Consider the following 24255-nt stretch of genomic DNA (forward strand, 5'->3'; position numbering starts at 1 on the left):
GCTGCGTGCCAACAATGGTGGTGTCTCCCGCTGAAGACCGCCTTTACCATGTAGCTCAATAATAAACAGAAGGATCACCAACGATCCCAAAGTGGAGTCCACCATGACTTTAACTCCGTCCCAGATTAAATGGCTTTCTTTAGCGCAAGGTGGCGTCGAAGAATTCGTTGCCAATAGCGGCGATGAAGAAAAAAAGACGGAAAAGATTACTGATATTTTGGCCAAGTTGGATGCGGATAAAGAAGTTATTCGCAAGGCACAAGACTTTCAAATCGAACTTGCTCGACACCCCGCTTTGCTCAAGCTAACGCATAAAAACAAGAAAATGCCCTGGATGAGCGGCGATATGCAGTCAGAAGTCGATTCCTACGCAGATGTGAAGGCTGATACGCCCCTTATCCCAGCTAAGGATGTCGACGCACTGCTCGCGGCCTTTGGCAAAATCCTGGAGCGCCAGGCTGAAATGCTTTCAGCTACAAAGACAGACGGCAAGACCCGACTGTTCACCGATGAAGACATAACACGTGAACTTTGGACACCTTTGATACGTGAGGGTATCATTCCTTCAAATATCGTTCCAGATAAGTACAGCCAATTTGCCCAAATGTTCAAAGGTTCCTCTGAGATCTATGAGGGGAAATTGGAGGAACATAGCGAAACGGCTTCCAAATACGAAAACACCTTAGAAGCCATCGGATTTGCACGGGATGTGGTTTCCTTGGCAGGAAGCCTGGGTAGCAATGCCCTTACGATCGCAAATTTTGACGACCAGACTCATTCTCGTGCGGAAAAGCGCGAGATTGCCGCCAAACGACAGGTCTTGAAAGGCAACCAGGACAAAATAACATCTGATCTGGCAACACAATTACAAATGAAACCTGGCGCGACAGATGGTGAGGTTCTCGACAAAGCAGCCGAGGTTGGCGGTTTTGAAGCTCAAATCACTCATTACCAAAATATCGAGGATGCGCAGATTAAACTTGTCGACAAGTTGGTGGGGCAAACCAAGCTATTTGAAGAAGAAAAGGCATTGCTCACGATGTCAACGTCCTTGCTGGATGCAGGACTTGCAACCACTGAGAAAGGCCTAAAGTTCTCTGAACGCGAGAAAAATATCAAGACAACACTCATCTTTGCCCAGGACGTTGCCGACACTGTGGCAACCCAGATGAAACTTGTACTTGAAGGCGCATCCAAAACCTACGAGCACGAACAACACCAGATCACAGATCAGGTTGAATTTGCGGGAACAGCAGACAAAGACACATTACAAGGCCTCTCATACGCCTCCGGAGCTATGAGTTTATTTATTGAATCCAACCAGGTGGCACGTAAGATCACACTGGCTGTGAAAGCGAAAACCAACAAGGAAAAAGAGAATGCGGTTTTACAGATCGCGGGTTCAATGGCAGATTCTCTTGCTGAACTTTTCTTCACAATGGGAGATGTGCAAGGGCATGTGGATACCGGTAAGAAGGATTCAAAACATACACGAGCAGATGAAAGCAAAGCCTACGCATATGGCAGCGTCGGTCCTGGCCCCGGCAATGAAGACGATCAGACAGAGCTTATTGGAGTTGCGATTAAGGCGTTCTTTGTCGCGAGCGTGAATGTGGGTGCCGCCGTTAAAGCGCTCAAAGAGCGGAACTACCTCTCCTTTACTGAATCCCTTATGCTGGGGATGGTGCAAGCAGCCTCCTCTGCAACCACAGGCCCATTGGCCGCAATGGCCAAACCTGAAATTGAGCTAAATACCGATGCGCAGAGAGCGCAGTTAGATAAGCTTACTCCCCAAGAACTTCTGGACAGCAAGCTCGAGCGCTCTGGCTGTAACTTTACACGTACAGAACGTGAAGCCTTTCTCGATGGTTTTGACGACCCAAGTTACTTACACACGATCACCAACAACATTCGCGAAATGCAGGATGCCTTTCGCGAAACGAAAAAGGACCCGCAAGTATCTGAGGAACTCACGAAACGCACCAACACAGCAATTCAGAACCTCGAAGCGAAAAAGTCGTGGGACGCACTAGCAGATTTTAAGAGGAAACAATCCAACCCCGCGGAACGTGATGCCTTTATGAAGGAGCTCGAAGCAGACGTTGATGCTGAAACAAAGGCATTGAAAGACCTGATCAAGGAAGCATCCCCCCCTCCCAACCCTGAGGATGCCGTCGCCCTGAGAAAGTCTTTGGCCGCGATCGATAAGCTCATCGCTGACATTAAGGCCTCTGAAATGAAGTACAAACTCATTGAGAAAGTGGCAAAAGGAGGCGTGCAGGTTCTAGTACGTGTTGTACCTGCGACCGGAATGGTTGAAGCGTGCCGTAAGTTAGCCTTTGACGCAATTGCGCTAGGGAAGAAGTCTGCCGAGGTTGAAAAATGGCGCAAAAATGTAAAAATGGCGCAGACTAGCAACTCCCCGTACTACCACGCCGCAAAGGAGCGTCATACACAGGCAGCTGTTCAGGTTAGTCAAAAGACAATCAACACATTCCTTTCAATCATCGGTGTGATATCAGAAACTGCTCGGATCGTAGATTCAACACAAGCAGCCACAGGTTTATCCGTTGCCAAGAACATGGCACAGGCGCTGTCTGACTTTGGGTACAAAACCTATGGCCGAGCGAAGGTTGTCTTTGGTTGGAGGAAGTACCTTGACGCCCGCAAAAACCCTGAGAACCGAAAAAAAGCAAGGGAAGCTATCGCGTGGAACTCGACACTTGCTAAGTGTGTCCTAGCCTATGGGATCGTTGAAGAGCGCGATCCGATAGCCCAACAAGTTGGGCGTAACTGCGGCCTGACGCCAGAGGTCCTTGTATCAAACAGCGATGTTTGCTCTGCTGTCGTTCGGTACTTTGAAACATTATATAGTGAAGATCCTGTCGTTCTGCGCCGCGTTCCCAAAGTGGCAAGTTGGCACCCGGGGACACCTGACCTCACCCTTAAAAGCTGGTTCAGTTTTAAGCGGGCAGCCTCTCAAAAGGCTTACCCGTTGATGTCAAAGGAGGACTGTAAAACACCCGCGATTGAGCAAGCGATGAAGGCGTTGCATACGTTATGCAATGGCGATCCATTTAACTACCCTTCAATACGAGATAGTTTGTTCTCAGAGGAGACGTGGCAAGACAAAATCGTTTCATATGCGACAGAGGCTAAACTACATCTGGAGGCGCTTGAGAAAGAATTTGCTGGCTACCGCCCACTCACCGCCGAACCGACCGACCCTAAGACCCAAGTTTGGAAGGCCGGCGTATTGCATGCTGAGATGAGGGAGGTTGCAGACTCGCTGCATGCACAGGCAACCTTGATCCTTCGAGAGGCGAAGTCTGACCTAAAAGCATACAGTTCATAAGAGTTAACACGTGAGCGAGCAGACTAACGGCTTATTCTCTTTGCTTGAATTTGCAAGGTATATGAAAAAAGCTGGCGCAGAGGCCAGCTTTTACAACTTTTATGGTCTCATAAAGAGCTTATGCAGCGGCCTCTGGGACCACTTTGAGTGCAAGACCACCCTGGGACGTTTCGCGGTATTTCGGACACATGTCTTTACCTGTCTCGTACATTGTCGCAATGACTTTATCGAGTGAGACACAAGGGTCAGAATTACGACGCATCGCCATGCGGGTTGCGTTGATCGCTTTTACAGATGCGATTGCATTTCGCTCAATACATGGGACCTGGACCTGACCCAGCACAGGGTCACAAGTAAGACCCAAATTGTGCTCCATGCCAATTTCAGCGGCGATACATACCTGTGAGGCGCTGGCACCCATCAACTCTGCAAGGCCAGCTGCGGCCATAGAGCAAGCAACACCCACTTCACCCTGACAACCAACTTCAGCGCCTGAGATGGAAGCGTTCGTTTTGTACAGAGCCCCAATGGCTCCTGCTGCAAGGAAAAACTTGGTGTAGTGTTCAGATTCAATGCGTTCAATAAACTTATCGTAGTACGCGAGAACGGCAGGAATAATACCCGCGGCTCCATTGGTTGGAGCTGTCACAACGCGACCACCTGCTGCGTTTTCCTCAGAGACAGCTAAGGCGAACATATTGATCCAGTCAACTGTTGCCATTGGGTCATTACTGTTGCGCTCGGTTGCTGTGAGCTGACGATGTAGGGCAGCGGCGCGGCGCGGAACCCGCAATGGGCCAGCCAGCAGGCCTTCTGTGTTGCATCCTCGTTCGATGCCGTCACGCATCACGTTCCAGACACGACCAAAGCTTTCGCGTAATTCTGTTTCACTGCGGTATGCTTTTTCATTTTCCATAACCAATGCAGAAATGCTCATGCCGTTTTTGCGGCAATGCGCGAGCATCTCAGCTGCATATTTGTAAGGATATGGAACAGATATTTCACTCGTAGAATCTTTGCCAAAATTCTCTTCATCAACGATAAAACCACCGCCAATGGAGTAATAGGTTTTGGAGAGGATATTCTCTCCACCCGCAAACGCATGAATGGACATGCCGTTTTCATGCAGTTCCAGCGCTGGGCGGTGGAATGTGATTGCGTCATTGGGAAAATCAACAACATGGCAGTGCATCCCTACTGGGAGACGTCCGGTCTGTTCTACCCTCTGGATAAATTCCGGAATACTATCGATATCGACAGTTTCCGGGCTGTTACCGCCAAGGCCCATGATGATTGCAGTGTCCGTATGGTGCCCTTTACCTGTCAAAGATAACGAACCGTAAACGTCGACCGTAATACGTGTTACATCACGTAGCTTATCCATTGCCCGGAGGTTATCAATGAACTGTTTTGCCGCTTTCATAGGACCAACAGTATGAGAACTAGAGGGGCCTACACCGATTTTGAAGATATCAAAAACACTGAACATAACATGAACCTTAGTGGGATAAGAAAACCGGTGCCCCGGGGGACACCGGCTTGTTTTTTGGTTAGACCTTCTTAGATGAGGTCCTTAACGATCGCGGAGATCGCGATGATGCCCATAACGGTGATGAAGATGTTAGACAGCGCGCCGTCGTATTTCTTCATGCTAGGGACTTTTTTGATTGCGAACATTGGCATCAGGAACAGGATTGCAGCGATGAACGGTGCACCCAGGCCTTCAATCATGCCAAGTACGGATGGGTTGATGATTGCAACACCCCAGACGGAGAAGAAGAAGAATGCAACAAGCAGTGTGTTGAATTTCTTTTCGCCCATGCTTTCGACAGCTTTTGGAGCGGACTTCTTAGCGATGCCAGCAAGACCTTCTTTTGCACCAAGGTAGTGACCAAAGAAGGAGGAGAAGATTGCAAGGAACGCAACCAGTGGACCCATGAAGGAGATCAGTGGGCTGTCAAACACGTTTGCAAGGTAAGACAGAACTGGCAGGTTTTGCTGTTTAGCTTCCATCAGCTGTTCTGGGGTCAGTGCAAGAACGCAGCTGAATACGAAGAACATAACGAAGCCAAGAAGCATCACAGATGCGCGCTTCAGGATGATATCGGATTTTGCAACCGCATTATCGCCATGTGCTTCACGCTGAGCCAAAGCCATGGAGGATACGGCTGGGCTGTGGTTGAAGGAGAAGATAAGCATTGGAATGGTGAGGTACACCACTGTCAGTAAAGTTCCGGTTTCTGGAATACTATCGAAGCTCATTGCTTCAAAAGACCAGGAAGGGATGAGGTATACTGACATACCAAACAGGATGAATACCAGCGGGTACACCAGAAGTTCTGTTGCGACGAGCATCAGACGGCGGCCCAGGATCATCACGCCCATCATCATTGCAACGAGCACGCCTGAGAGCAACCAACGAGGGACTGCCGGCATTGCCAACTGATTGACGATAAAGCTGTCGATGGTGTTGGTAATCGCGTTACCATAGATCAATACGATTGGATAAATCGCAAAGAAATAGAAGAATGTAATCAGCAAGCCTGCTGTTTTACCAAAATGCTCTTCAACCACGTCGGTGATGTCTGCATCTTTGCGCTTGGAGGAAAGCACAAAACGAGCAAGTGCGCGGTGAGAGAAGTAGGTCATAGGACCAACGAGTGCTGCGATCAGGATCAGCGGCCAGAAGCCTTCAAGGCCTGCGCGGATCGGCAGAAACAGAACACCAGCACCTACGGCAGTGCCGAACATAGACAAAGACCAAGTAAGGTCTTGCTTGGTAAACTTTACCGATTCTTTTGGGGCGACTTCAACTTCGGTCGCTTGTATGCTTGACATTTTCTTATTTCCCCATGTGCCACTCATGTGCCCTAGGAGAATTTCCCAACCTCACTAGGACCGGGAACTGATATACTTATGTTAAAATTTAAAGACTATACGTTTAAATACACAACGAGCGCGCCATATTAACGCAGAGATATGATATGCGACTTCCGTTTAATATCTTGAGACCCATATGACCCTGCAACAATCCGCCGCGGTTTGGTAAATAGTTAAACTTAAACGCTTTTGTATCAGTAGGAGCAACAATCACGTTTAAGTAAGGACACTATCTCAAAAAGACATATATGCGGATTCTCCAATATTCAAAGTCAAGCTATTGCAACACAAGGGCATATCTCGAATTTGCCACATTTCAAATTATGGCTGTACTTTTTGACGAGCACTATTGCATCCTGATGTATGCCAAAACCAAACAAAAACATTTCGCTCTTGAAGACGACAATATGCCTCGCCCGTGCACGTTTTGAAAGCCTGACGAAGACCTCTGATTTTACGAAATTACACAAATGCATACATTTAATAATATCAGAGGAAAATTCACAATTACTTTGATGTTTCCTTTTGAATTCAACCAGAGGGTCAAAATTTAATCTCTTACACCTGCTACTCAGAGGTGATTCATAGCGCGAAGCAAGACAGCTGGCTTCCAGATGAACTGAGAGATCACCTGTAAGCCTTTGATGGATTAGCGTCAGGACGTGGGTTTCGACTTTTCTTCATCAATCCATAGAAGGCTATCGCTTGGATAGGTAAAGCCGGTTTCATTTGCCAGTTGTTTTAGAAACCCAATCATGAAATCAGTGCGCTCTCGTGCAACTTCACGCCCTTCCTTTGTTTGCATCGTTTTGTGAAGTTGCAGCAACTTCAATGCAAAGTGGTCGACGCCAAATGCTTTATCATTCAGCTCGCGATTGCAGGCGAAAAGGTCACCGCCATCAAAGAGATTAGAATCCATAACTTTGGCGATATAAAATGTACGCGCGATACCAATCGCGCCCAAAGACTCCAACCGGTCTGCATCCTGCAAAATTTTGGCTTCAATAGACTGTGGCTCAATTTCAGCAGAAAAACTATGCGCCTCAATAGCATGTTGTATCTGCTTAATTTTATCTTCAGAGACTCCCAATTCGGTTAGGATTGGAACAGCAGCTTCAGCAGAAAGCCGTGATGCTTTGGATCGATCAGGAGAATTCTTAGGAACATTGACCAGATCGTGCATGTAGGCTGAAGCAATCAACACCTCCTCATCCCCCTCTCCGCGACGCCTCGCAATCTCACAAGCAGCAAGCTTGACACGGCGGGCATGAAACAAATCATGACTGGCATCTGCGCTCTGATCGTGGGCTATCAGAGCATCTTCCAGGTTCTTTTCAAACTCAATCATGGGAACTCACTTCAAACAAAACGAAAAGCTATTCTAGGGCAGGCAGTTAAGCTTTACGAGCCTAAACTACGTCAGCCGAGGCGTTGTCGCCCAAGGCAGAATTTGTTGCTGAATATGCAGCAGGCTTACAAAAAATCTCTCAATCTGCCAAAAGAATGAATGCACTAGCTTTCGCGTATCGCCGTGTGCCAATCCTATTGTAGGCCAACACTGTTCTTGGCTCCTTCTACAAGGCCTTAACCTAAGAAAAAAATGGAGATATTTGGAACAAACGTGACGAGCAGTAACACCAAGAGCATAAGCAGCACAAAGGGAATGACAGACCTGGCGACCGTCCAGAAGCTCTCCTTAAATGTCTGCGAAGCTACCAGAAGGTTTATGCCAACTGGGGGTGTCAGAAGCCCAATTTCAAGATTGATGACCATGATAACACCCATGTGCACCGGATCGATGCCGTAAGCTGATGCAACGGGTAATAAGAGGGGAGCCATAATCAACAGAGCAGATATGATTCCCATAAAGAAACCAACCAGCAGCAAAAGCAGGTTAAGCGTAAGCAAAAACATCCACTTTTGTTCCACCTGAGACGATATCCAATCTGCAAAATAGCTTGGGACTTGCTCCGTGGTCATGACCATATTCAAGGTCGCAGCTATAGCGAGAATCGGTAGTAGGCCACCAAGGAGTTGGCTGGTATGCACGACAGCCTGAAACAACTGAGAAAGACTCAGTTCTCTATAAATACAGCACTCAACAATCAGGGCGTAACAAAGAGCAACGGCTGCACTTTCAGTTGCAGTGAAGTAGCCAGAGAAGATGCCACCAAGCAAGATAACCGGCATCATTAAGGACCAGCTTCCCTTTGATATAGCCTTTCGCGTCGCAACAAAGTCAAAGGGCTCACTTGGTAAATTCCTATTTGACCATGCAGCGTAGGCAGTCAGCAAAAAAGTCAACAATAGCCCTGGAATTACTGCTGCCAGAAACATATCGGTAATGGATGTGTCCGTGACTAATCCATAAATGATCATCGGAATACTGGGAGGGATAATTACGCCCAAAGTACCTGCACTTGTGAGAGCCCCAAGCGAGTAGCTTGTTGCGTATCCCTGCTCTCTTAATGCCGGGTACAAAACCGATCCCACTGCCAGTAAGGTAACTATGGACGAACCCGAAAATGCTGCAAAAAAGGCGCAGGACAATACAGCTGCAACTCCGAACCCTCCAGCAATACTTCCAGTCAGTTCTTTTAGGACCCGCACAAGGCGCTCTGCTATTGCACCTCGGCTCATTATACACCCGCATAATAGGAAAACAGGAATGGAGAGGAGGACTTCGCGGTCTAACGCCGCCCAAAAGTCCTCCGCCATGAAGACCAGCTCTCCGTCGCTGTACATCAGCTGCACAGCTCCGCCAAGCACCATAAGAATAACAATCAGGTTTAGCCGCAGCACGAGCATGACCAGGATTGCTAAAGTAAGCAAAACTGCTCCGGTCATTCCAAATCCAAGTCCGTTGGTTTGATTGAGGGTGAGAACGCAAATAACAAATGCCGAAGAGCATTGGAACAAAAGGCATAAGGTAAGATGAGCTGAAACCACCAGAGCTTCCAATCTAAGACCGGAACCAAGAACCCAATTTCATAAGAGGAGCGCACCAGCTCGAACGCAATGTAAGCGGCGAGCAAAAACAACAGCCCGCTGAAAATATCCCCGAGTCGTTGCAAACGTTTTTGCCAAAAATAAGAAAACAAATTGTCTGCAAATTTGGGGCGGAAGTGAGTTCCAGACGTGGTTGCAAGACCCATGCCCAGCATACCTGCAAAAATTGCAGCAAACAGAGCGACTTTGCCCGCATGAATAAGCGATGTACCAAAGAATTGCCGTGCCGTGATATCAGCTAGCAGCGCTAATAAGGCGACGACGTAAGCAAGCGTTGCAAGGGCTGCTTCAAATCGAAATAGCAGTTTCAAAAATCTCTTTGTCAAACTCAACATGGCCTTTTAAATCGCCCAAGGCCCAAATGCGGGACCATCGCAGCTTAGTGAGAACAAGCTCTTTGTGCTTCAACGATTTTCGGCCAAGTTCTAGCTGATTCCCCGCCAATTGAATTTATGAGCTCGTTGCGTGACGGAAGCACAGCAGATTTCCACTTAGCTCGTTGAGCTGGCGTCAACCTATGGACCTCCCCGCCTGTTTCCTCATAGCTGACAATCATCTCCTCGGTCATTTCACGCACCTCCTTGCGTAAATTCTGCAAGGGAACAAGTGAGCTTTCTATGCTGTCTCTTTCATCTTCACTAAGTTTGTTCCACGTGCGCATGCTCATTACAAACACACCTGACTGATGAAGGTGTGATGAGAGTGTTAAATGAGGCGCAAGTTTAGTCATCCCGGTCGCGATATAGGTCATAGCTGCCAACGTGCCCCCATCGACCATTCCGGTCTGGAGCGCGGATGCTGTTTCACTCAGGGGGAGAACCACTCCATTTGCTCCCATCCCCTTCCAGAAATTGATAGAGTATTTGGCCGGAGCTGCCCTCATTGCTACCCCTTGCACGTCGCTTGGAGATATCAGAGGCTTTTTCCCAAACGTATGAATCCAACCAAGTTCATTCCATTGAAGCAGTTTTAGCCCCTTTTCCTCTAAGAGCGGTTCAAATACTGGGGCCAAATACTTATCCATCGCGCAATCAACCTGCTCATAACTCTCCCAGAGAAAAGGAGTACCCATGAGCGCCATTTCAGGCACCACCGTCGAGAACGCAGTCATTGATGTGCCGAGCAAATCAATGCGGCCTCGAATGGTTTTTTGCAACATAACATGCTCAGAGCCGAGTTGACCTGCATGAAACTGCTTCACCTTGATCGCCCCATCCGTTTTAATTGCAACTTGTTGCGCGATTGAATCCATGTGGTCAATCCATGGTGTTCCCATGGGCGCACTCGTCGCCAATTTGAGCTCTGTCACTGCCTTGGCGTCGCCCGTAAAACTCAATAAAGAAAGCGCGACACCCAGCGAAAAGATATGCAAATTCATCGTCCACCCCACTCCCCAAATCACTCTCGCATTCGTCCAATATCCCTAGCCCAAAACCAATAGTTGATATAGGTTGACAGTAATATTGACAATTTTAAACCTTAAGTCATCGCCTAGTTTGAGAGTGACATGAAATCTTATAAGCCAAAACAGAAACGAGGCTATGAGGCGGAGCAGAATTTTCTGCAAGCTGCAAAAACAATTTTTGCTAGAGAGGGCGTATCCCGCGCGCGCGTCTCTGATATCGTTCAGTTGGCAGGCTCCTCAACCGGAAATTTCTACTTTCGCTTCAAAAATAAAGAAATGTTATTTGAGCGGTTGTTTGAAATTTTTGAAGAGTACGTCGCAAAAATCGTGAAAGAAATTTATGACCCGACCAAATCACTTGAGGGAATCATCTATTTCACAACAGCACTAAACCATAGGATACTTATAGAAAATGTAGGGCTTTATCGCGCTGCTCATGAAATTTCGACTAAGAAGCCAGAAACCTGGACCCGGTTTCAAGCGCTCTCCAAGACAACAGCAGATCACATTATTACACTTTGCGCGCCCTACAAGGCGCAAATTCCATTTGATGACTGGGAGGTGCAAGTGCGTAAGGCCATCTTGCTGATTAGTGGTTTTATTGCCAACCAAGCTATACGAAACGCAGGCCCTGCTCACTTTGGATCTCAGGACTTGGTTGATATGCTCTTTATGGCAGCTATGGGCGTACTTGGCCTTGCCCCGCCTAAAGACTTTGGAGCAACAAAACTCAAGATCCATCAGACTTTAGAAGATGAACGTTTTTCCTAAAGCATAAGGTTTTGAAATATAGTAATATACTAGGAAAGGCCCTAAACGGGACGGAATTAATTTGGGGGGAATAATGTCTGATACACTTCGTGCTCCAGCATGGACGCCTACTGTATTTACCAAGCCAATCGACACGAATGCCTACAGATCTGTTATCGATATATTTGAGGAGGCAAATAGTCGTTTTTCAGATCATGTTGCATTCACCAACTCTGGACAATCGCTCACCTTCAAAGAGGTTGATGAAAAGTCCCAAGCAGTTGCTGCCTACCTACAAAACGAGCTGGGCCTGAAAAAAGGTGACCGTGTCGCCATTATGCTACCGAACATACTAGCTTTTCCCGTCGTCATGTTTGGTATTTTGCGTGCTGGTTTGGTTCAAGTCAACGTCAACCCGTTATATACGCCGCGCGAGCTTAAGCATCAGCTCAACGATGCTGATACGAACACCATTTTTGTGTTTTCCGGCTCAAGCGCTACGCTCGCTGAGATCATTGAAGACACACCAGTTAAAAACGTTGTTATCGCCAATGTAGGTGATGCTTCTGGTGCAAACCTCCCCTCGCCACCAGCCCACGAAATGTTTACTGATCGCTCAACTGTCAACGATATTATCTCAGTTGGTGAGCGCCTCGACTTTGAAGCACCGGTCGTCTCCCCGACCGATCTGATCTTCCTGCAGTACACGGGTGGAACGACGGGCCTTTCAAAGGGGGCAGCGCTGAGCCATGGCAATCTTGTTGCAAACATAATGCAATTTGATGCAGCCACCGATGGCTTTATGACTGCTGGCGAAGAAATCGTTATCACGGCATTACCGCTTTACCACATCTTTGCGCTTATGGTGAATTGCCTGTCCTTCTATTGGCTTGGCTCTCGTAACGTGCTCATAACAAATCCTCGCGATATGCTTGGCTTTGTCGCTGAGCTGAAGAACTGGAAACTCAGCGTTATTACCGGGGTAAACACTCTCTTTAACGGGCTTTTGCATACACCTGGTTTTGATGAAGTGGACTTCAGCAATTACCAGTTCGCCATGGGCGGTGGCTCTGCTATTCAGCGCGCAATCTCGGACAAATGGAAGCTCGTGACAGGTCATCATATCATTGAAGGTTACGGCTTGAGTGAGACGTCTCCAATCTTGTCAGTGAACCCGTTCGACAGTACCGAATTCACCGAGACTGTTGGTCAATCTATGCCAATGACAGAAATCAAGTTGTTGGACAGCGATGATCAGGAAGTTCCACTTGGTCAGCCTGGTGAACTTTGCGCACGCGGTCCGCAGATCATGCAGGGGTACTGGCGCAAACCAGAAGCAACCTCAGCTGTGATGACACAAGATGGTTTCTTCCGCACTGGTGACATCGCGATCATGGACAGGCGTAACAACTTCAAGATTGTTGATCGCAAGAAAGACATGGTGCTTGTCTCCGGCTTTAACGTGTATCCCGCTGAAGTTGAGGCTGTCATCGCCGAGATACCAGGAGTCGTTGAGGTTGCCGTTGCCGGAGCCAGTGATGAACGTACGGGTGAAGCAGTGAAAGCGTTTGTCGTGCGCAGCAATGACAGTGTCACCCCTCAATCAGTTCAAGAATACTGCCACGATGCATTAGCTGCTTATAAAGTGCCAAAACAGGTTGAGTTTTTGGAGGAACTTCCAAAGTCAACGGTAGGTAAAATTCTACGTCGGGAACTGCGTGACAGGTAGTGCATTTTTTTGTGTAAAGCGAAAGCCGCAGTTTTATAGCTGCGGCTTTTCTATGTTGAAACTTACACGCCTTCGACGATGATGATGTTGGCAATACCCGCATTTTCGCGATGCTTCTTAGCGCTCTGATATTCCTCGCTGTTGTAGCAAGCCATAGCAGATTCCATATCTTCGAATTCGATGACCACATTGCGCGCATGACTGTCGCCTTCAAGGCTTTCGTACCTGCCACCACGCGCCAGGACATTGGCATTGTACTTTTTGAAAGCTGCTGAAGCCCCGTATGCGTAAGGCTTATATGCTTCTGGGTTGGTTACAGTCACATGTGCGATCCAATAGGCTTTTGGCATTTGTTCCCTTTCGTCCTTAAATAAAAAGCGGCGGTTGTTCTGCCGCCGCTTTCGATCTCTTCTCGAAATTGTCCTAGACCTATTTGTTGAGGATTTTCGCTAGGATCAGGTAAGCGACGCCTGAGACGAACAATCCAACAAACCAAGCGTAGGTGTAGATCATCGCAAAGAACGGAGATGCCGCTTCTGAGAGGCCCACGCCAGCAAGGAAGCCAGGAAGGTTTGGCAAAATTCCGATTACCAATGCCAGCACGCCAGCCCAGTTCCAGCCACCAGAGCCGGAATAGATGCCGTTGTGCTTGAACAGGTCTTCAACGTTCAACTTGGTTTTACGCAGAATATAATAATCAGCCAGCATGATACCTGCGATTGGGCCCAATAGTGCAGAGTATGCAATCAACCAGCCCACGATGTGGTTGACCAGCACCCATGGAAACATCACAAGACCGATGGCCGCTGTAATGTAACCGCCAGTGCGTAAGTTGATGGACTTTGGTGCAAGGTTGGAGAACCCGTGCGCCGGAGCAACAACATTTGCAGCCAAGTTTGTGGTCAAAGTCGCGACAATTAGCGCGAACAAAGCGATAATGATACTCGTACCGCCCATTTTTTCTGCCAGTACGATTGGGTCCCAGATTGCCTCACCAAAGATCACAACCGTTGCGGATGTAACAGCAGAAGCGATGAACGCAAACAGCGCCATTGGAATTGGAAGGCCAATGGCCTGTCCCATAAACTGATCTTTCTGGCTTTTCGCATAGCGCGTGAAGTCAGGAATGTTGAGCGCAAGTGTCGCCCAAAAACCCACCATACCTGTGAGGCTTGGCCAGAAGACAGACCAGAACTGCCCTTCTTTGGGCTGACCTTCCGCAAATTGGCTTGGCGTGGATAGCATTGCGCCAAAACCACCTGCATTTACATATGCCCATGCCAGCAAGGCCAGGCCCATTGCGAGCAAGAATGGGGCTGCATAAGTTTCCAGCCAGCGGATGGATTCCGTTCCGTTTTTGATGAAGTAAAGATGCAGAGCCCAAAATGCGATGAAACAAGCAAACTGACCAGCGTTAATACCAAGGATCGGTAGTGGATCACCAGCAATTGCTCCGCTCATGAGCGTATTTAAGATCACATAAATCGCGGAGCCGCCAACCCAGGTCTGGATGCCGAACCACCCACAAGCTACGATACCACGGGCTACGGCTGGCAGTTTTGCCCCAGCAGGGCCAAAGGATGAGCGCAGCAAAACCGGAAATGGAATGCCGTATTTTGTCCCTGCATGCCCGATAAGTACCATTGGAACAAGGACGATGGCGTTGGCAAGCAGAATAGTCATTACTGCCTGGTCCCAGCTCATGCCCGCACCAATCAAGTAGGATGCAAGCAAGTAAGTCGGGATACAAACGACCATGCCCACCCAAAGTGCAGAAATGGAAACCCAGTTCCATGTTCGCGCAATTGGTGCCGTTGGCAACTGGTCTTCATTATACAGGTCGGCATCAATGCCGACCAGTTCTTGATGGATAATACCAAACTCGTCGGGCACCACTGAACCAGCGGAGCCGACTGCTGAACTTGACATAAGATAATTCCCCCTCACCTTACACGCAGCGGAACCCCTCTTGATTTCCCCGCTACTTTTAAAATAAAGCTCACGTACCCCACGTGAGCTTTGAACTTTGCCGTCAGGCTAAACGCCTGCTGGCATTAAGTCGGGTCGACGCTCAACTTTACGCGGCGCAGTAATCTCTTTCCACTTCGACAATGCAGCGTTGACCGGAGCATTTGGCTCTCGTCCAACAAATTCACCATGACCTGGTTCAACCTTAATTGTGCTTTCCTCAATCGCGACTTTGCCGCGTGTGAGTGTAAAGCGTGGCAAACCGATCACTTCCTTGCCTTCAAAAACATTATATTCAACGCAAGACTGTTGTCGTGAGGCCGATATCGTCTTGGAGCGGTTTGGGTCCCAAACAACAATATCTGCATCCGCACCTTCAAGGATCGCGCCTTTTTTGGGATAGATATTGAGGATCTTAGCAATATTTGTAGACGTGACAGCCACGAACTCGTTCATCGTCAAGCGACCTGTACGAACACCAGTTGTCCATAACATTGGCATACGGTCTTCCAAACCACCTGTGCCATTGGGAATCCGTGTAAAATCACCTACGCCAAAACGCTTTTGCTCAATCGTAAAAGCACAATGGTCGGTTGCTACCACCTGTAAAGAACCAGACTGGAGGCCAGCCCAAAGGCTATCCTGGTGTTGTTTATTACGAAACGGTGGTGACATGACACGTTGTGCTGCATGATCCCAGTTCGGATTTGAGTACTCGCTATCGTCCAGTGTCAAATGCTGGATCAAAGGTTCACCATAGACACGCATGCCCTTTTGACGGGCGCGGCGGATTGCTTCATGGGCCTGTTCACAGCTTGTATGCACGATGTAGAGTGGCACTCCTGCCATATCTGCGATCATAATCGCACGGTTTGCTGCCTCACCTTCCACCTCTGGCGGACGAGAATAGGCATGCGCTTCGGGCCCGTTATTGCCTTCTGACAACAGCTTTTGTTGCATTGTAGCGACAATATCGCCGTTCTCTGCATGAACAAGTGGCATTGCACCAAGGGCTGCACACCGCTGGAAGGATGCAAACATCTCGTCATCATCCACCATTAACGCGCCTTTGTAGGCCATGAAGTGCTTAAAGGTATTGATACCGCGATCAACCACTTCTTGCATTTCGTTGAAGACCTGCTCACTCCACCATGTGACTGCCATATGGTAGGAGTAATCTGCGCAAGCTGCACCGGACTTTTGTTGCCAAATGGCAAGGGCTTCCATCATGGACTGACCGGGCTCAGGTAGGCAGAAATCAACCACCATGGTTGTTCCGCCAGCCAGACCAGCTCTTGTGCCAATTTCAAAGTTATCTGCTGAATGCGTCCCCATGAACGGCATTTCCAGATGTACATGGGGATCGATCCCGCCCGGCATCACGTAGCATTCGGAGGCATCAAGTGTTTCATCACCGGAAAGGTTCTCACCAATCTCGATGATTTTATCGCCATCAACGAGTATATCGGATTTGTACGTTCTGTCGGCAGTTACAATAGTACCGCCTTTAATCACTGTGGTCATACTCTTGGTCTTTCAACTGAAATAGATCAATGATCGCAGGTAGTTATTCTGCCGGCTCTGATGCGTCCTGTACGATTCCAGCATATTCAAGCACTGCGTGAAATAAGACATCAGCTCCTGCTGTTGCCCAGGTTTGAAAGATCTCTTCATCTTCATTGTGGCTGAGCCCATCAACACATGGGCACATGATCATTGCTGTTGGCGCGACACGGTTGATCCAACACGCATCATGGCCTGCGCCTGAAATGATGTTACGGTGCGAATAGCTCAAGCGCTCTGCTGCTGCGCGAACCGCTGAGACACAGCCTTCATCAAAGGTAACTGGGTCAAAATGGCCAACGGCTTCAATCTCAATTTCAAGGCCAAGCTCGGCAGCAATGTCCGGGGCTTGTGCTTCCAACTTCGCTTTCATTCCATCCAAAACATCTTGATGCGGGGATCGGAAATCGATGGTGAAAATGGTTTTGCCAGGAATCACATTGCGGCTATTGGGATAAACATCACAGTGACCGATCGCGCCCACCGCTTCTGGTTGATTTTCCATCGCAATCTGGTGAACAAGTTCGGTAATACGGGCCATACCAAGGCCTGCGTTTTTTCGCATGGGCATTGGTGTTGAGCCAGTGTGACTGTCTTTTCCTGTGAGGGTCACCTGAAGCCACCAGAGCCCCTGTCCGTGTGTGACGACGCCAATGTCTTTCTCATCAATTTCGAGGATTGGCCCCTGCTCTATGTGCAACTCAAACATCGCATGTAGTTTGCGCGCTCCAACAGGTTCATCCCCTACGTAGCCGATACGCTTCAGCTCATCGCCAAACTTTTTGCCATCCGCATCTTCACGTTCATAGGCCCACTCCTGCGTGTGCATGCCCGCAAAAACGCCAGAGGACAGCATAGCTGGCGCAAACCGCGTACCTTCTTCATTTGTCCAGTTTACAACCTCAATCGGACGCTTTGTTTTGATGCCACGCTCACGCATGGAGCGTACCACTTCCAATCCGGCTAATACGCCTAAAACGCCATCGAATTTGCCCCCAGTGGGCTGCGTATCAAGGTGAGAACCGATCATAATTGGATCTAGACTTGGATCTTCCCCTTCCAAACGTGCGAACATGTTGCCCATGCTATCAATATGCATGCTCATGCCTTCTGCCTCACACCATTTGGTAAAGAGCCTGCGACCCTCAGCATCCTCATCTGTGAGCGTTTGCCTGTTATTGCCACCACGAACGCCGGGTCCGATTTGAGCCATTTCCATTAGACTTCGCCACAGTCTATCACCATTAACACGATGATTTGAGCCAAGTTTACTCATAGGTCTCTCCGATAACGCATTCTCAACGTTGTGTTATTCGACTTCCCCGCCTTCTATTCTTTGCGGAAGACAACAGGGTTGCCAGTATTATTTAATCTCCCAAAGGAGCATAAAAAAATATATCGATGAGGGCTTTCACAGGATTCAAGCTGGCTCTCGTTCTTCGACATGCAAAACATGAAGCGATCATGCTCTTACAAGCTCCCAGAAAGTACATCAAAAATCCAAGAAGTCAGATTTCCCGTAGGGTTATTGATCCTGCCTGTAACAGATAGACATAATCTACAGAGACCTTTCAATCACGCAATAGAATAAGTCATCTTAAACCTTGGAAGCTCCCCTCCCAAAACTTGGCTTAAATTGGACCAAACAGTCAATTATCTGTCAACCCACCTTCCATATGGATCGATTTTAGCAGTCTCCTTCCCAAATTTGCCTTTCATTCCAACAAGTAAACGAGACAGGAGCTTCGTAATGGGTTCAAAATCGAGCACTTGAGCCAGATAAAACTCCACAGTTTCCTAATATTTATTGATGAGAATATTGAAGCCCACAGAATCAATTCACTATATTTGCATACAAATAAAATTTAGATTTTGGATAGCTGCATATTTTTGCAGACACGGTAAACTTTTACGCAATTTAGCTTTATCAAACCAAATACTGCAAAGCACTTTTACATAAGATATTGCAACATATAGCTTTTTGTTGCTGCGAAACGGTATCTATTTTGCATATTTTATTTGCAGTGCAGCATATTTATTCCGTTCAATAGATATTTCACGCTTGACTAACCGCGCATTGCAGATATTTTTTTGACCGAGAGGTAAAAAAATCATGCTGACAGCTGACCAAGCACGACACCTGGGAAACGCACGCGGTTCAGATCTTCGCGATTTGATGCAGCAAGCTGCAGCAGTAAAGCGCCAGTATTGGGGCGAGACTGTCACCTACTCCCGTAAAGTTTTTGTGCCATTGACCAATATGTGCCGTGACACCTGCACCTATTGCACGTTTGTAAAACACCCTAGTTCTCCCGAGGCTCATATCATGACGCCTTCGCAAGTCATGCAGACTGCCCGCTCCGGGGAGAAAACGGGTTGCAAAGAGCTGCTTTTTAGTTTGGGTGAAAAGCCAGAGCTACGGTATGAGCACGCAAAGAGCGCGCTGGCAGCACTTGGTTACGATACCATGATCGGTTATCTGGCCGATGTTTGCGAAATGGTATTGCAAGAGACCACGCTTCTTCCGCATGTGAATGCAGGCACGTTGAGCGATGATGAAATTGATCAACTGCGCCCTTATGCGGCCTCCATGGGCATGATGCTGGAAACCACTAGCAAACGCCTGATGAAGAAAGGCCAGCCACATTACGGTTGCCCAGACAAGTCCCCGCTTCAACGATTACGCACACTTGAACGCGCTGGCCAGAAGAAGGTTCCGTTCACAACAGGATTGCTGATCGGCATTGGCGAAACGTGGGGGGAGCGCATTGAAGCGCTTGAAGCCATCAATGCCAGCCACGCTCGGTACGGGCACATTCAGGAAGTCATCATCCAGAACTTTCAACGCAAACCAGGCATCAGCATGGAAAACTCTCCTGAGCCGTCACTGACTGACATGCTACGCACGCTGGCCGTTGCACGCCTTATACTCTCGCCAGATATCAGCCTCCAGGCACCACCCAACCTGAATGAGCGGCACATCGAGTACCTGAACGCGGGTATCAATGATTGGGGCGGTATATCTCCTGTCACCATTGATTTCATTAATCCGCAGCATCGCTGGCCGGTGATCGAGGAATTAGCGAAATCGACGCAGTTGGCTGGTCAGAATCTAGAGGAAAGACTGACTGTCTATCCAAGCTATTTAACTGAGAAGACCGAGTTTATTAATCCGGATGTTCTCTCCAAGTCACAAGGACTTTGGGAAAAAATTGGAACTTCTACGGCGCGTCACATAGGAGGTGTTCTATGACTTTATATCGGTTCCCTGATACAGCGCACGATACGCTTTCCTCACAAAATCTCAGCCCTTTTATCCGTGATATTTTGAGCAAGGCGTTGACCGGCATCGAAGTGTCTCAGGCCGAAGGTGAAGTCTTGTTTCGTGCACAAGCGAATGACTTCCAGGCAATTGCCGATGTGGCAGATATTCTTCGACAACGCACCTGTGGTAATCGCGTGGGGTTTGTCATCAATCGGAATATCAATTTCACCAATGTTTGTTACATGGGCTGCACGTTCTGCGGCTTTGCCAAACGAAGCGAAGACCCCGCAGCAGAGTGGCTTATCCCGGAACAGATAGTCGTTCGCGCTCGCGAAGCATGGAACCGCGGCGCAACTGAAGTATGCATTCAAGGTGGATTGCATCCCAAAATGTCTGGGACTTATTACCGTGAGATTGTTCTTGCTATCAAAGAAGCACTCCCAGACATGCATATTCATGCATTTTCACCATTTGAGGTTTGGTATGGCGCTTCGAAGACCAAACAGAGCTATGTGGACTTTCTTCAAGACCTAAAAGATTGTGGCCTTGGATCTATGCCGGGGACGGCAGCTGAAATTTTGGATACAGATATTCGCCGCCAGCTGACCCGCAATAAGCTCAGCACCGAGAAGTGGGTTGAAATTATCAAGGCAGCTCATCATGTTGGTCTCCCAACTACAGCAACGATTATGTACGGTCATATTGATGGCCCCGAGCACTGGGCAGCTCACTTAAGTCTCCTTCGTGACATACAAAAGGAGACTGGCGGCTTTACTGAGCTGGTACCCTTGAGTTTCGTTCATTCAGAGAGCCCATTGTATACCCAAAACCCGGAGAGCGTACGCCCTGGACCAACCAATTTGGAAGTGCGTAAAATGCACGCCATTGCACGCATCATGCTGAATGGGTGGATCGATAACATTCAGGTGTCATGGACAAAACTGGGTGCGGAGTTTGCCCGCGAACTGCTGATGTGTGGTGTCAATGATTTAGGCGGCACGCTGATGAATGAAAGTATTTCCCGATCTGCAGGCGCTGCACATGGCCAGGAAATCACGGCCTATGAGATGTGCCAAGTCATCCAGAGCTCTGGAGAACAGCCAATACAGCGAAATAGCATTTACGGCGTGATTGACGACTTTTCAACGGGTCTCCCAGAGCAACAAGCGCCGTTGATTAAGCGCCAAAACTCTGAGCTTCTGGGTTTTCTTAGCGAGAACAAAAATGCTCCAGCACAGGCTCTGGAAGGCACTGGATGACAAACAAGGCCAAAGTAAAAGTCACGCTCATTGCTGGTGGCGTGGGCGGCGCCAAAATGGCGGAAGGTTTATATCACTTAGATAATGTTGCGCTGTCTATCATTGGCAACATTGCAGATGACGAAGCATTTCACGGCCTGTGGGTTTCACCAGATATCGACACACTCACCTATACGCTCTCGGATGTGATTGATCGTGACCAAGGCTGGGGGGTGGCAGATGAAAGTCATCGAACATTGGAGACCCTGTCCAAACTGGGTGATGATACATGGATGTCACTGGGAGATCGTGATTTTGGTCTTCACATTTGCCGTACACATCGGCGTGCCTGTGGTGATCGCCCCACGTTGATCGCCCGCGATATCGCCAAGAGTTTCGGTTTAACATGCGATATAGTTCTACCCACAGACGATACCGTCCAAACCCGAGTAAGGTCTGATCAGGGCTGGCTGAGTTTTCAGGAGTATTTCGTCAAAGAACGCTGCGCACCCGAGGTTCGGGAATTGCAATATGAAAATATTGAAAAAGCGCAAGTGACGAACGAAGCTCTTGAAGCACTTGGAACCGCTGACCTTATTGTGATCGCTCCCAGCAATCCATTAGTCAGTATTTTGCCGATCCTAAAGGTGCCCGGTGTTTTAGAGGCAATCAAAGCCTCCAGTGCACCGAAAATTGGTGTTTCACCAATCATCAATGGCGGCGTGGTGAAAGGGCCAGCCGATCGGATGCTGGCCTCCTTGGGTTATGACGCGACCGCCTTTGGAGTTGCGCAAATTTATGCAGGCTTTCTGGATGGCTTTGTGATCGATCACGCTGACGCGCAGCATGTGCCGGCAATGCGTGAACTTGGCCTGAACACCCACTTAGACACTATCCTTATGAAAACGCGCGAGGACAAAATACGTCTTGCTGAACAGCTACTCGGCTTATCTGGTGTATTGGACAGCATAGATTTAGTATCTGAGGGGGGAAACTGATGACGGAGAAACTCGTCAAAACCCTCATCGTGGTGCCCGTAAAGGACTTTGCTCTGGCAAAATCACGTTTAGGGCCACACTTGGACGCAGTTGAGCGTGCGAAGGTGGCAGAAAACCTGTTTGCACAAACTCTGTCTTTCTTACAAGAGGTCCAGCACCGTAATCGAATTGCCGTCGATGTTGCTGTGGTGACCAGCTCAGAAGAAATTGCTGAACGAGTCGGCACTGGTTTCGCCCACCTCATACGCGAGGCACAGGTGGCTGGGTTAAACTCAGCTTTAGCAACAGCAGCAGATTGGGCAAGCACCCACAACTACGAAACCCTTTGCGTTTTGCCTGCAGATATTGCAGCTCCTGATTTTGAGGAGTTTGAGCGCATCCTTAGTCTTGGAGGGAAACCACTCTCTCTTACGCTGTGTCCTTCTCACGATTATGGCACCAATGTCCTTGTCGTAACGCCGCCTAATGCGATCACATTCACGTATGGAAGTGCTTCATTCTTGAAGCATCAAAAACAGGCAGCCGAGCGCGGTCTTGAATGTATCATCGCCCCCTCCTCATCCTTTTCTAGAGATATCGACTATATGGAAGATTTGACGGTGGCTCAGCCGATGCTCCTTACAAAACTGTCTGAGCGGAGAGCTGTTTGATGCATTCAGTTTCACTCCACGCGATCCCCGATATTCCAGAAATCAAACCGGGAGATGAGCTCCCAAAAATCCTTGGCGATGCCATTGAGGCATGCGGACTATCTTTGAAGGACGGAGATGTCCTGACATCCGCTCATAAGATTTTCTCTAAGGCTGAGGGGCGTATCGTCAACCTGACAACCGTTACTCCCTCCCAAGATGCTAAGCGCTATGGGGAGGAGCTTAACAAAGACCCACGCAAGGTTGAGGTGATTTTGCAGGAGAGTCGCCGGGTGGTCCGTCATTTCAAACGGCCGACGCAACACGAAGGAACCATAATCTGCGAGCACAAGCTTGGTTTTATTTCTGCCAATGCTGCCGTGGATGAATCCAACAGTGGTCAGGACCAAACCCTGATTTTGCTCCCAGAGGACCCCGATACCAGTGCAAGGCATATGCAAGCCGCTTTGTCCAAGCGCTTCAACGTTCGCATTGGATTTGCAATCACCGATACATTTGGGCGGCCTTGGCGCTTAGGGCAGGTAAATGTGGCAGTGGGCCTTTCCGGCATTCCTGCCACCATCAAAGAACAGGGCAACACGGACGCGCATGGGCGGGTCTTAAACGTCACTGAGCCTGCATTTGCTGATGAGTTGGCTGCTGCGTCTGGTCTCGTCATTTCAAAAGCGGGGCAAACACCAGTTGTTCTGTTTCGTGGGTTGAGCTGGAATTTCACTGAGAGTTCAGCGCAGAACTTAATCAGATCCCAAAAGGAGGACATGTTCCGATGACATTAGCGATTATCGGAGGAACCGGGCCGCAGGGCCAGGGGCTCGCACTTAGGTTTGCCCGCGCTGGCATTCCGGTGGCCCTGGGTTCTCGTGATGCTGCCCGAGGCAAGGACATTGCAAAAGATCTTATGAGTAAACTCCCAAAAGCAGCTGCTCATATCGAAGGTATGGGCAATGAAGATGCCGTTACTGCTGCAACCGAATGCGTGATGCTCGCGGTGCCCTATGCAGCGCATAACGCTACGCTTGATGCTCTGAAGCCGCACCTTACTGGCAAAATCCTCATTGATATTGTGGTGCCACTTGCTCCAGGCGACCCGAAGACCGTCGAAATGCCACCAGAAGGCTCTGCCACGGAGGCTGCGCAGGCGTTGCTTGGGCCAGATATTCCGGTTGTAGGAGCGTTACATAACGTTTCTGCTACAACCTTGAACAACCTTGAGTGGGCAATCAACTGCGATATCCTTGTATGCGGAGACAGCCTTGAGGCACGTAAGGTGGTGATGGAGCTGGTCAACAAATTGGACGTGAAGACTTATAACAGCGGCAACGCCAAAGCCGCACGTTGCATAGAAGCTATTACTCCAATTCTTATTCGCCAGAACATTTCAAAAGCCGTGCCATTCACACATGCGGGCATTCGTATTTGGGCACCGGATCACTAATTACGTTACT

General features: G+C 48.6%; 19 protein-coding genes. 9 read left to right on the top strand and 10 right to left on the bottom strand.

The window, feature by feature from the left end; translation table 11 throughout:
- The first annotated feature begins 103 nt into the window (after positions 1 to 103).
- Positions 104 to 3355, top strand: coding sequence for a hypothetical protein (locus BMZ51_RS00555; RefSeq protein ID WP_068009622.1), 3252 nt, complete (start codon positions 104 to 106; stop codon positions 3353 to 3355).
- A gap of 118 nt (positions 3356 to 3473) precedes the next feature.
- On the opposite strand, the gene BMZ51_RS00560 is transcribed toward BMZ51_RS00555, so the two are convergent.
- The 6 genes from BMZ51_RS00560 to dctP all read right to left on the bottom strand — a co-directional run bounded on the left by BMZ51_RS00560 (position 3474) and on the right by dctP (position 10622).
- Complete coding sequence (locus tag BMZ51_RS00560) at positions 3474 to 4844, bottom strand: L-serine ammonia-lyase (RefSeq protein WP_068009619.1); 1371 nt, start codon at positions 4842 to 4844, stop codon at positions 3474 to 3476.
- A gap of 71 nt (positions 4845 to 4915) precedes the next feature.
- Complete coding sequence (locus BMZ51_RS00565) at positions 4916 to 6193, bottom strand: aromatic amino acid transport family protein (protein WP_068009617.1); 1278 nt, start codon at positions 6191 to 6193, stop codon at positions 4916 to 4918.
- Between the two features lie 697 nt (positions 6194 to 6890).
- Positions 6891 to 7583, bottom strand: coding sequence for an HD domain-containing protein (locus BMZ51_RS00575; protein ID WP_068009612.1), 693 nt, complete (start codon positions 7581 to 7583; stop codon positions 6891 to 6893).
- 236 nt (positions 7584 to 7819) lie between these two features.
- Positions 7820 to 9082, bottom strand: a complete 1263-nt coding sequence (locus BMZ51_RS00580) for a TRAP transporter large permease (protein WP_068009610.1) — start codon at positions 9080 to 9082, stop codon at positions 7820 to 7822.
- Positions 9079 to 9555, bottom strand: coding sequence for a TRAP transporter small permease (locus tag BMZ51_RS00585; protein ID WP_161941244.1), 477 nt, complete (start codon positions 9553 to 9555; stop codon positions 9079 to 9081). Before BMZ51_RS00585 ends, BMZ51_RS00580 begins: the two co-directional genes overlap by 4 nt.
- 68 nt (positions 9556 to 9623) lie before the next feature.
- On the bottom strand, positions 9624 to 10622 hold the full coding sequence (dctP, locus tag BMZ51_RS00590) for a TRAP transporter substrate-binding protein DctP (RefSeq protein ID WP_068009605.1): 999 nt from the start codon (positions 10620 to 10622) through the stop codon (positions 9624 to 9626).
- Positions 10623 to 10751: 129 nt separating this feature from the next.
- On the opposite strand from dctP, the gene BMZ51_RS00595 reads away from it, so the two are divergent.
- Together BMZ51_RS00595 and BMZ51_RS00600 are read left to right on the top strand one after the other, a co-directional pair.
- A complete protein-coding gene (locus BMZ51_RS00595; RefSeq protein ID WP_068009602.1) occupies positions 10752 to 11420 on the top strand; it encodes a TetR/AcrR family transcriptional regulator in 669 nt (222 codons plus the stop codon).
- Between the two features lie 73 nt (positions 11421 to 11493).
- The gene (locus tag BMZ51_RS00600; RefSeq protein WP_068009600.1) at positions 11494 to 13128 is read left to right on the top strand and encodes an AMP-binding protein; all 1635 of its coding nucleotides are present in this window, start codon (positions 11494 to 11496) and stop codon (positions 13126 to 13128) included.
- A 62-nt stretch (positions 13129 to 13190) separates the two neighbouring features.
- Here the strand turns inward: BMZ51_RS00600 and BMZ51_RS00605 are convergent, their stop codons facing one another.
- The 4 genes from BMZ51_RS00605 to BMZ51_RS00620 all read right to left on the bottom strand — a co-directional run bounded on the left by BMZ51_RS00605 (position 13191) and on the right by BMZ51_RS00620 (position 17935).
- The gene (locus BMZ51_RS00605) at positions 13191 to 13478 is read right to left on the bottom strand and encodes a DUF1330 domain-containing protein (RefSeq protein WP_068009598.1); all 288 of its coding nucleotides are present in this window, start codon (positions 13476 to 13478) and stop codon (positions 13191 to 13193) included.
- Positions 13479 to 13557: 79 nt separating this feature from the next.
- On the bottom strand, positions 13558 to 15057 hold the full coding sequence (locus tag BMZ51_RS00610; protein ID WP_068009595.1) for an NCS1 family nucleobase:cation symporter-1: 1500 nt from the start codon (positions 15055 to 15057) through the stop codon (positions 13558 to 13560).
- Between the two features lie 108 nt (positions 15058 to 15165).
- Positions 15166 to 16620: a dihydropyrimidinase gene (gene hydA, locus BMZ51_RS00615; protein WP_068009593.1), complete on the bottom strand. Its 1455-nt coding sequence runs from the start codon at positions 16618 to 16620 to the stop codon at positions 15166 to 15168.
- 43 nt (positions 16621 to 16663) lie between these two features.
- Positions 16664 to 17935 (bottom strand): Zn-dependent hydrolase, encoded by a 1272-nt coding sequence (locus BMZ51_RS00620; RefSeq protein ID WP_068009591.1) that lies wholly within the window; start codon positions 17933 to 17935, stop codon positions 16664 to 16666.
- A gap of 837 nt (positions 17936 to 18772) precedes the next feature.
- Between BMZ51_RS00620 and cofG the strand changes: the two genes are divergently transcribed.
- From cofG to npdG, 6 genes are read left to right on the top strand one after another with little or no spacing between them, the layout of a single operon-like run.
- Positions 18773 to 19912: a 7,8-didemethyl-8-hydroxy-5-deazariboflavin synthase CofG gene (gene cofG / locus BMZ51_RS00625; RefSeq protein WP_074881665.1), complete on the top strand. Its 1140-nt coding sequence runs from the start codon at positions 18773 to 18775 to the stop codon at positions 19910 to 19912.
- A complete protein-coding gene (gene cofH, locus BMZ51_RS00630; protein WP_068009589.1) occupies positions 19909 to 21183 on the top strand; it encodes a 5-amino-6-(D-ribitylamino)uracil--L-tyrosine 4-hydroxyphenyl transferase CofH in 1275 nt (424 codons plus the stop codon). The genes cofG and cofH overlap by 4 nt, the downstream gene beginning before the upstream one ends.
- Entirely contained in the window at positions 21180 to 22160 is a 981-nt protein-coding gene (gene cofD, locus BMZ51_RS00635) for a 2-phospho-L-lactate transferase (protein WP_068009587.1), read from the top strand. The genes cofH and cofD overlap by 4 nt, the downstream gene beginning before the upstream one ends.
- Positions 22160 to 22810 (top strand): 2-phospho-L-lactate guanylyltransferase, encoded by a 651-nt coding sequence (cofC, locus tag BMZ51_RS00640; protein WP_068009585.1) that lies wholly within the window; start codon positions 22160 to 22162, stop codon positions 22808 to 22810. Before cofD ends, cofC begins: the two co-directional genes overlap by 1 nt.
- Entirely contained in the window at positions 22810 to 23580 is a 771-nt protein-coding gene (gene cofE / locus BMZ51_RS00645; RefSeq protein ID WP_068009583.1) for a coenzyme F420-0:L-glutamate ligase, read from the top strand. The genes cofC and cofE overlap by 1 nt, the downstream gene beginning before the upstream one ends.
- Positions 23577 to 24245, top strand: coding sequence for an NADPH-dependent F420 reductase (gene npdG, locus BMZ51_RS00650; RefSeq protein ID WP_068009581.1), 669 nt, complete (start codon positions 23577 to 23579; stop codon positions 24243 to 24245). Before cofE ends, npdG begins: the two co-directional genes overlap by 4 nt.
- The last annotated feature ends 10 nt before the right edge of the window (positions 24246 to 24255 follow it).

The sequence above is a fragment of the Pseudovibrio axinellae genome (genome assembly GCF_900110875.1).
Classification (GTDB): Bacteria; Pseudomonadota; Alphaproteobacteria; order Rhizobiales; family Stappiaceae; genus Pseudovibrio; species Pseudovibrio axinellae.

What these genes read in the sequence shown, in the direction of transcription:
- BMZ51_RS00555 (WP_068009622.1), top strand. Translation starts at nt 104, where the DNA reads ATGACTTTAACTCCGTCCCAGATTAAATGGCTTTCTTTAGCGCAAGGT.
- BMZ51_RS00560 (WP_068009619.1), bottom strand. Translation starts at nt 4,844, where the DNA reads ATGTTCAGTGTTTTTGATATCTTCAAAATCGGTGTAGGCCCCTCTAGT.
- BMZ51_RS00565 (WP_068009617.1), bottom strand. Translation starts at nt 6,193, where the DNA reads ATGTCAAGCATACAAGCGACCGAAGTTGAAGTCGCCCCAAAAGAATCG.
- BMZ51_RS00575 (WP_068009612.1), bottom strand. Translation starts at nt 7,583, where the DNA reads ATGATTGAGTTTGAAAAGAACCTGGAAGATGCTCTGATAGCCCACGAT.
- BMZ51_RS00580 (WP_068009610.1), bottom strand. Translation starts at nt 9,082, where the DNA reads ATGACCGGAGCAGTTTTGCTTACTTTAGCAATCCTGGTCATGCTCGTG.
- dctP (WP_068009605.1), bottom strand. Translation starts at nt 10,622, where the DNA reads ATGAATTTGCATATCTTTTCGCTGGGTGTCGCGCTTTCTTTATTGAGT.
- BMZ51_RS00595 (WP_068009602.1), top strand. Translation starts at nt 10,752, where the DNA reads ATGAAATCTTATAAGCCAAAACAGAAACGAGGCTATGAGGCGGAGCAG.
- BMZ51_RS00600 (WP_068009600.1), top strand. Translation starts at nt 11,494, where the DNA reads ATGTCTGATACACTTCGTGCTCCAGCATGGACGCCTACTGTATTTACC.
- BMZ51_RS00605 (WP_068009598.1), bottom strand. Translation starts at nt 13,478, where the DNA reads ATGCCAAAAGCCTATTGGATCGCACATGTGACTGTAACCAACCCAGAA.
- BMZ51_RS00610 (WP_068009595.1), bottom strand. Translation starts at nt 15,057, where the DNA reads ATGTCAAGTTCAGCAGTCGGCTCCGCTGGTTCAGTGGTGCCCGACGAG.
- hydA (WP_068009593.1), bottom strand. Translation starts at nt 16,620, where the DNA reads ATGACCACAGTGATTAAAGGCGGTACTATTGTAACTGCCGACAGAACG.
- BMZ51_RS00620 (WP_068009591.1), bottom strand. Translation starts at nt 17,935, where the DNA reads ATGAGTAAACTTGGCTCAAATCATCGTGTTAATGGTGATAGACTGTGG.
- cofG (WP_074881665.1), top strand. Translation starts at nt 18,773, where the DNA reads ATGCTGACAGCTGACCAAGCACGACACCTGGGAAACGCACGCGGTTCA.
- cofH (WP_068009589.1), top strand. Translation starts at nt 19,909, where the DNA reads ATGACTTTATATCGGTTCCCTGATACAGCGCACGATACGCTTTCCTCA.
- cofD (WP_068009587.1), top strand. Translation starts at nt 21,180, where the DNA reads ATGACAAACAAGGCCAAAGTAAAAGTCACGCTCATTGCTGGTGGCGTG.
- cofC (WP_068009585.1), top strand. Translation starts at nt 22,160, where the DNA reads ATGACGGAGAAACTCGTCAAAACCCTCATCGTGGTGCCCGTAAAGGAC.
- cofE (WP_068009583.1), top strand. Translation starts at nt 22,810, where the DNA reads ATGCATTCAGTTTCACTCCACGCGATCCCCGATATTCCAGAAATCAAA.
- npdG (WP_068009581.1), top strand. Translation starts at nt 23,577, where the DNA reads ATGACATTAGCGATTATCGGAGGAACCGGGCCGCAGGGCCAGGGGCTC.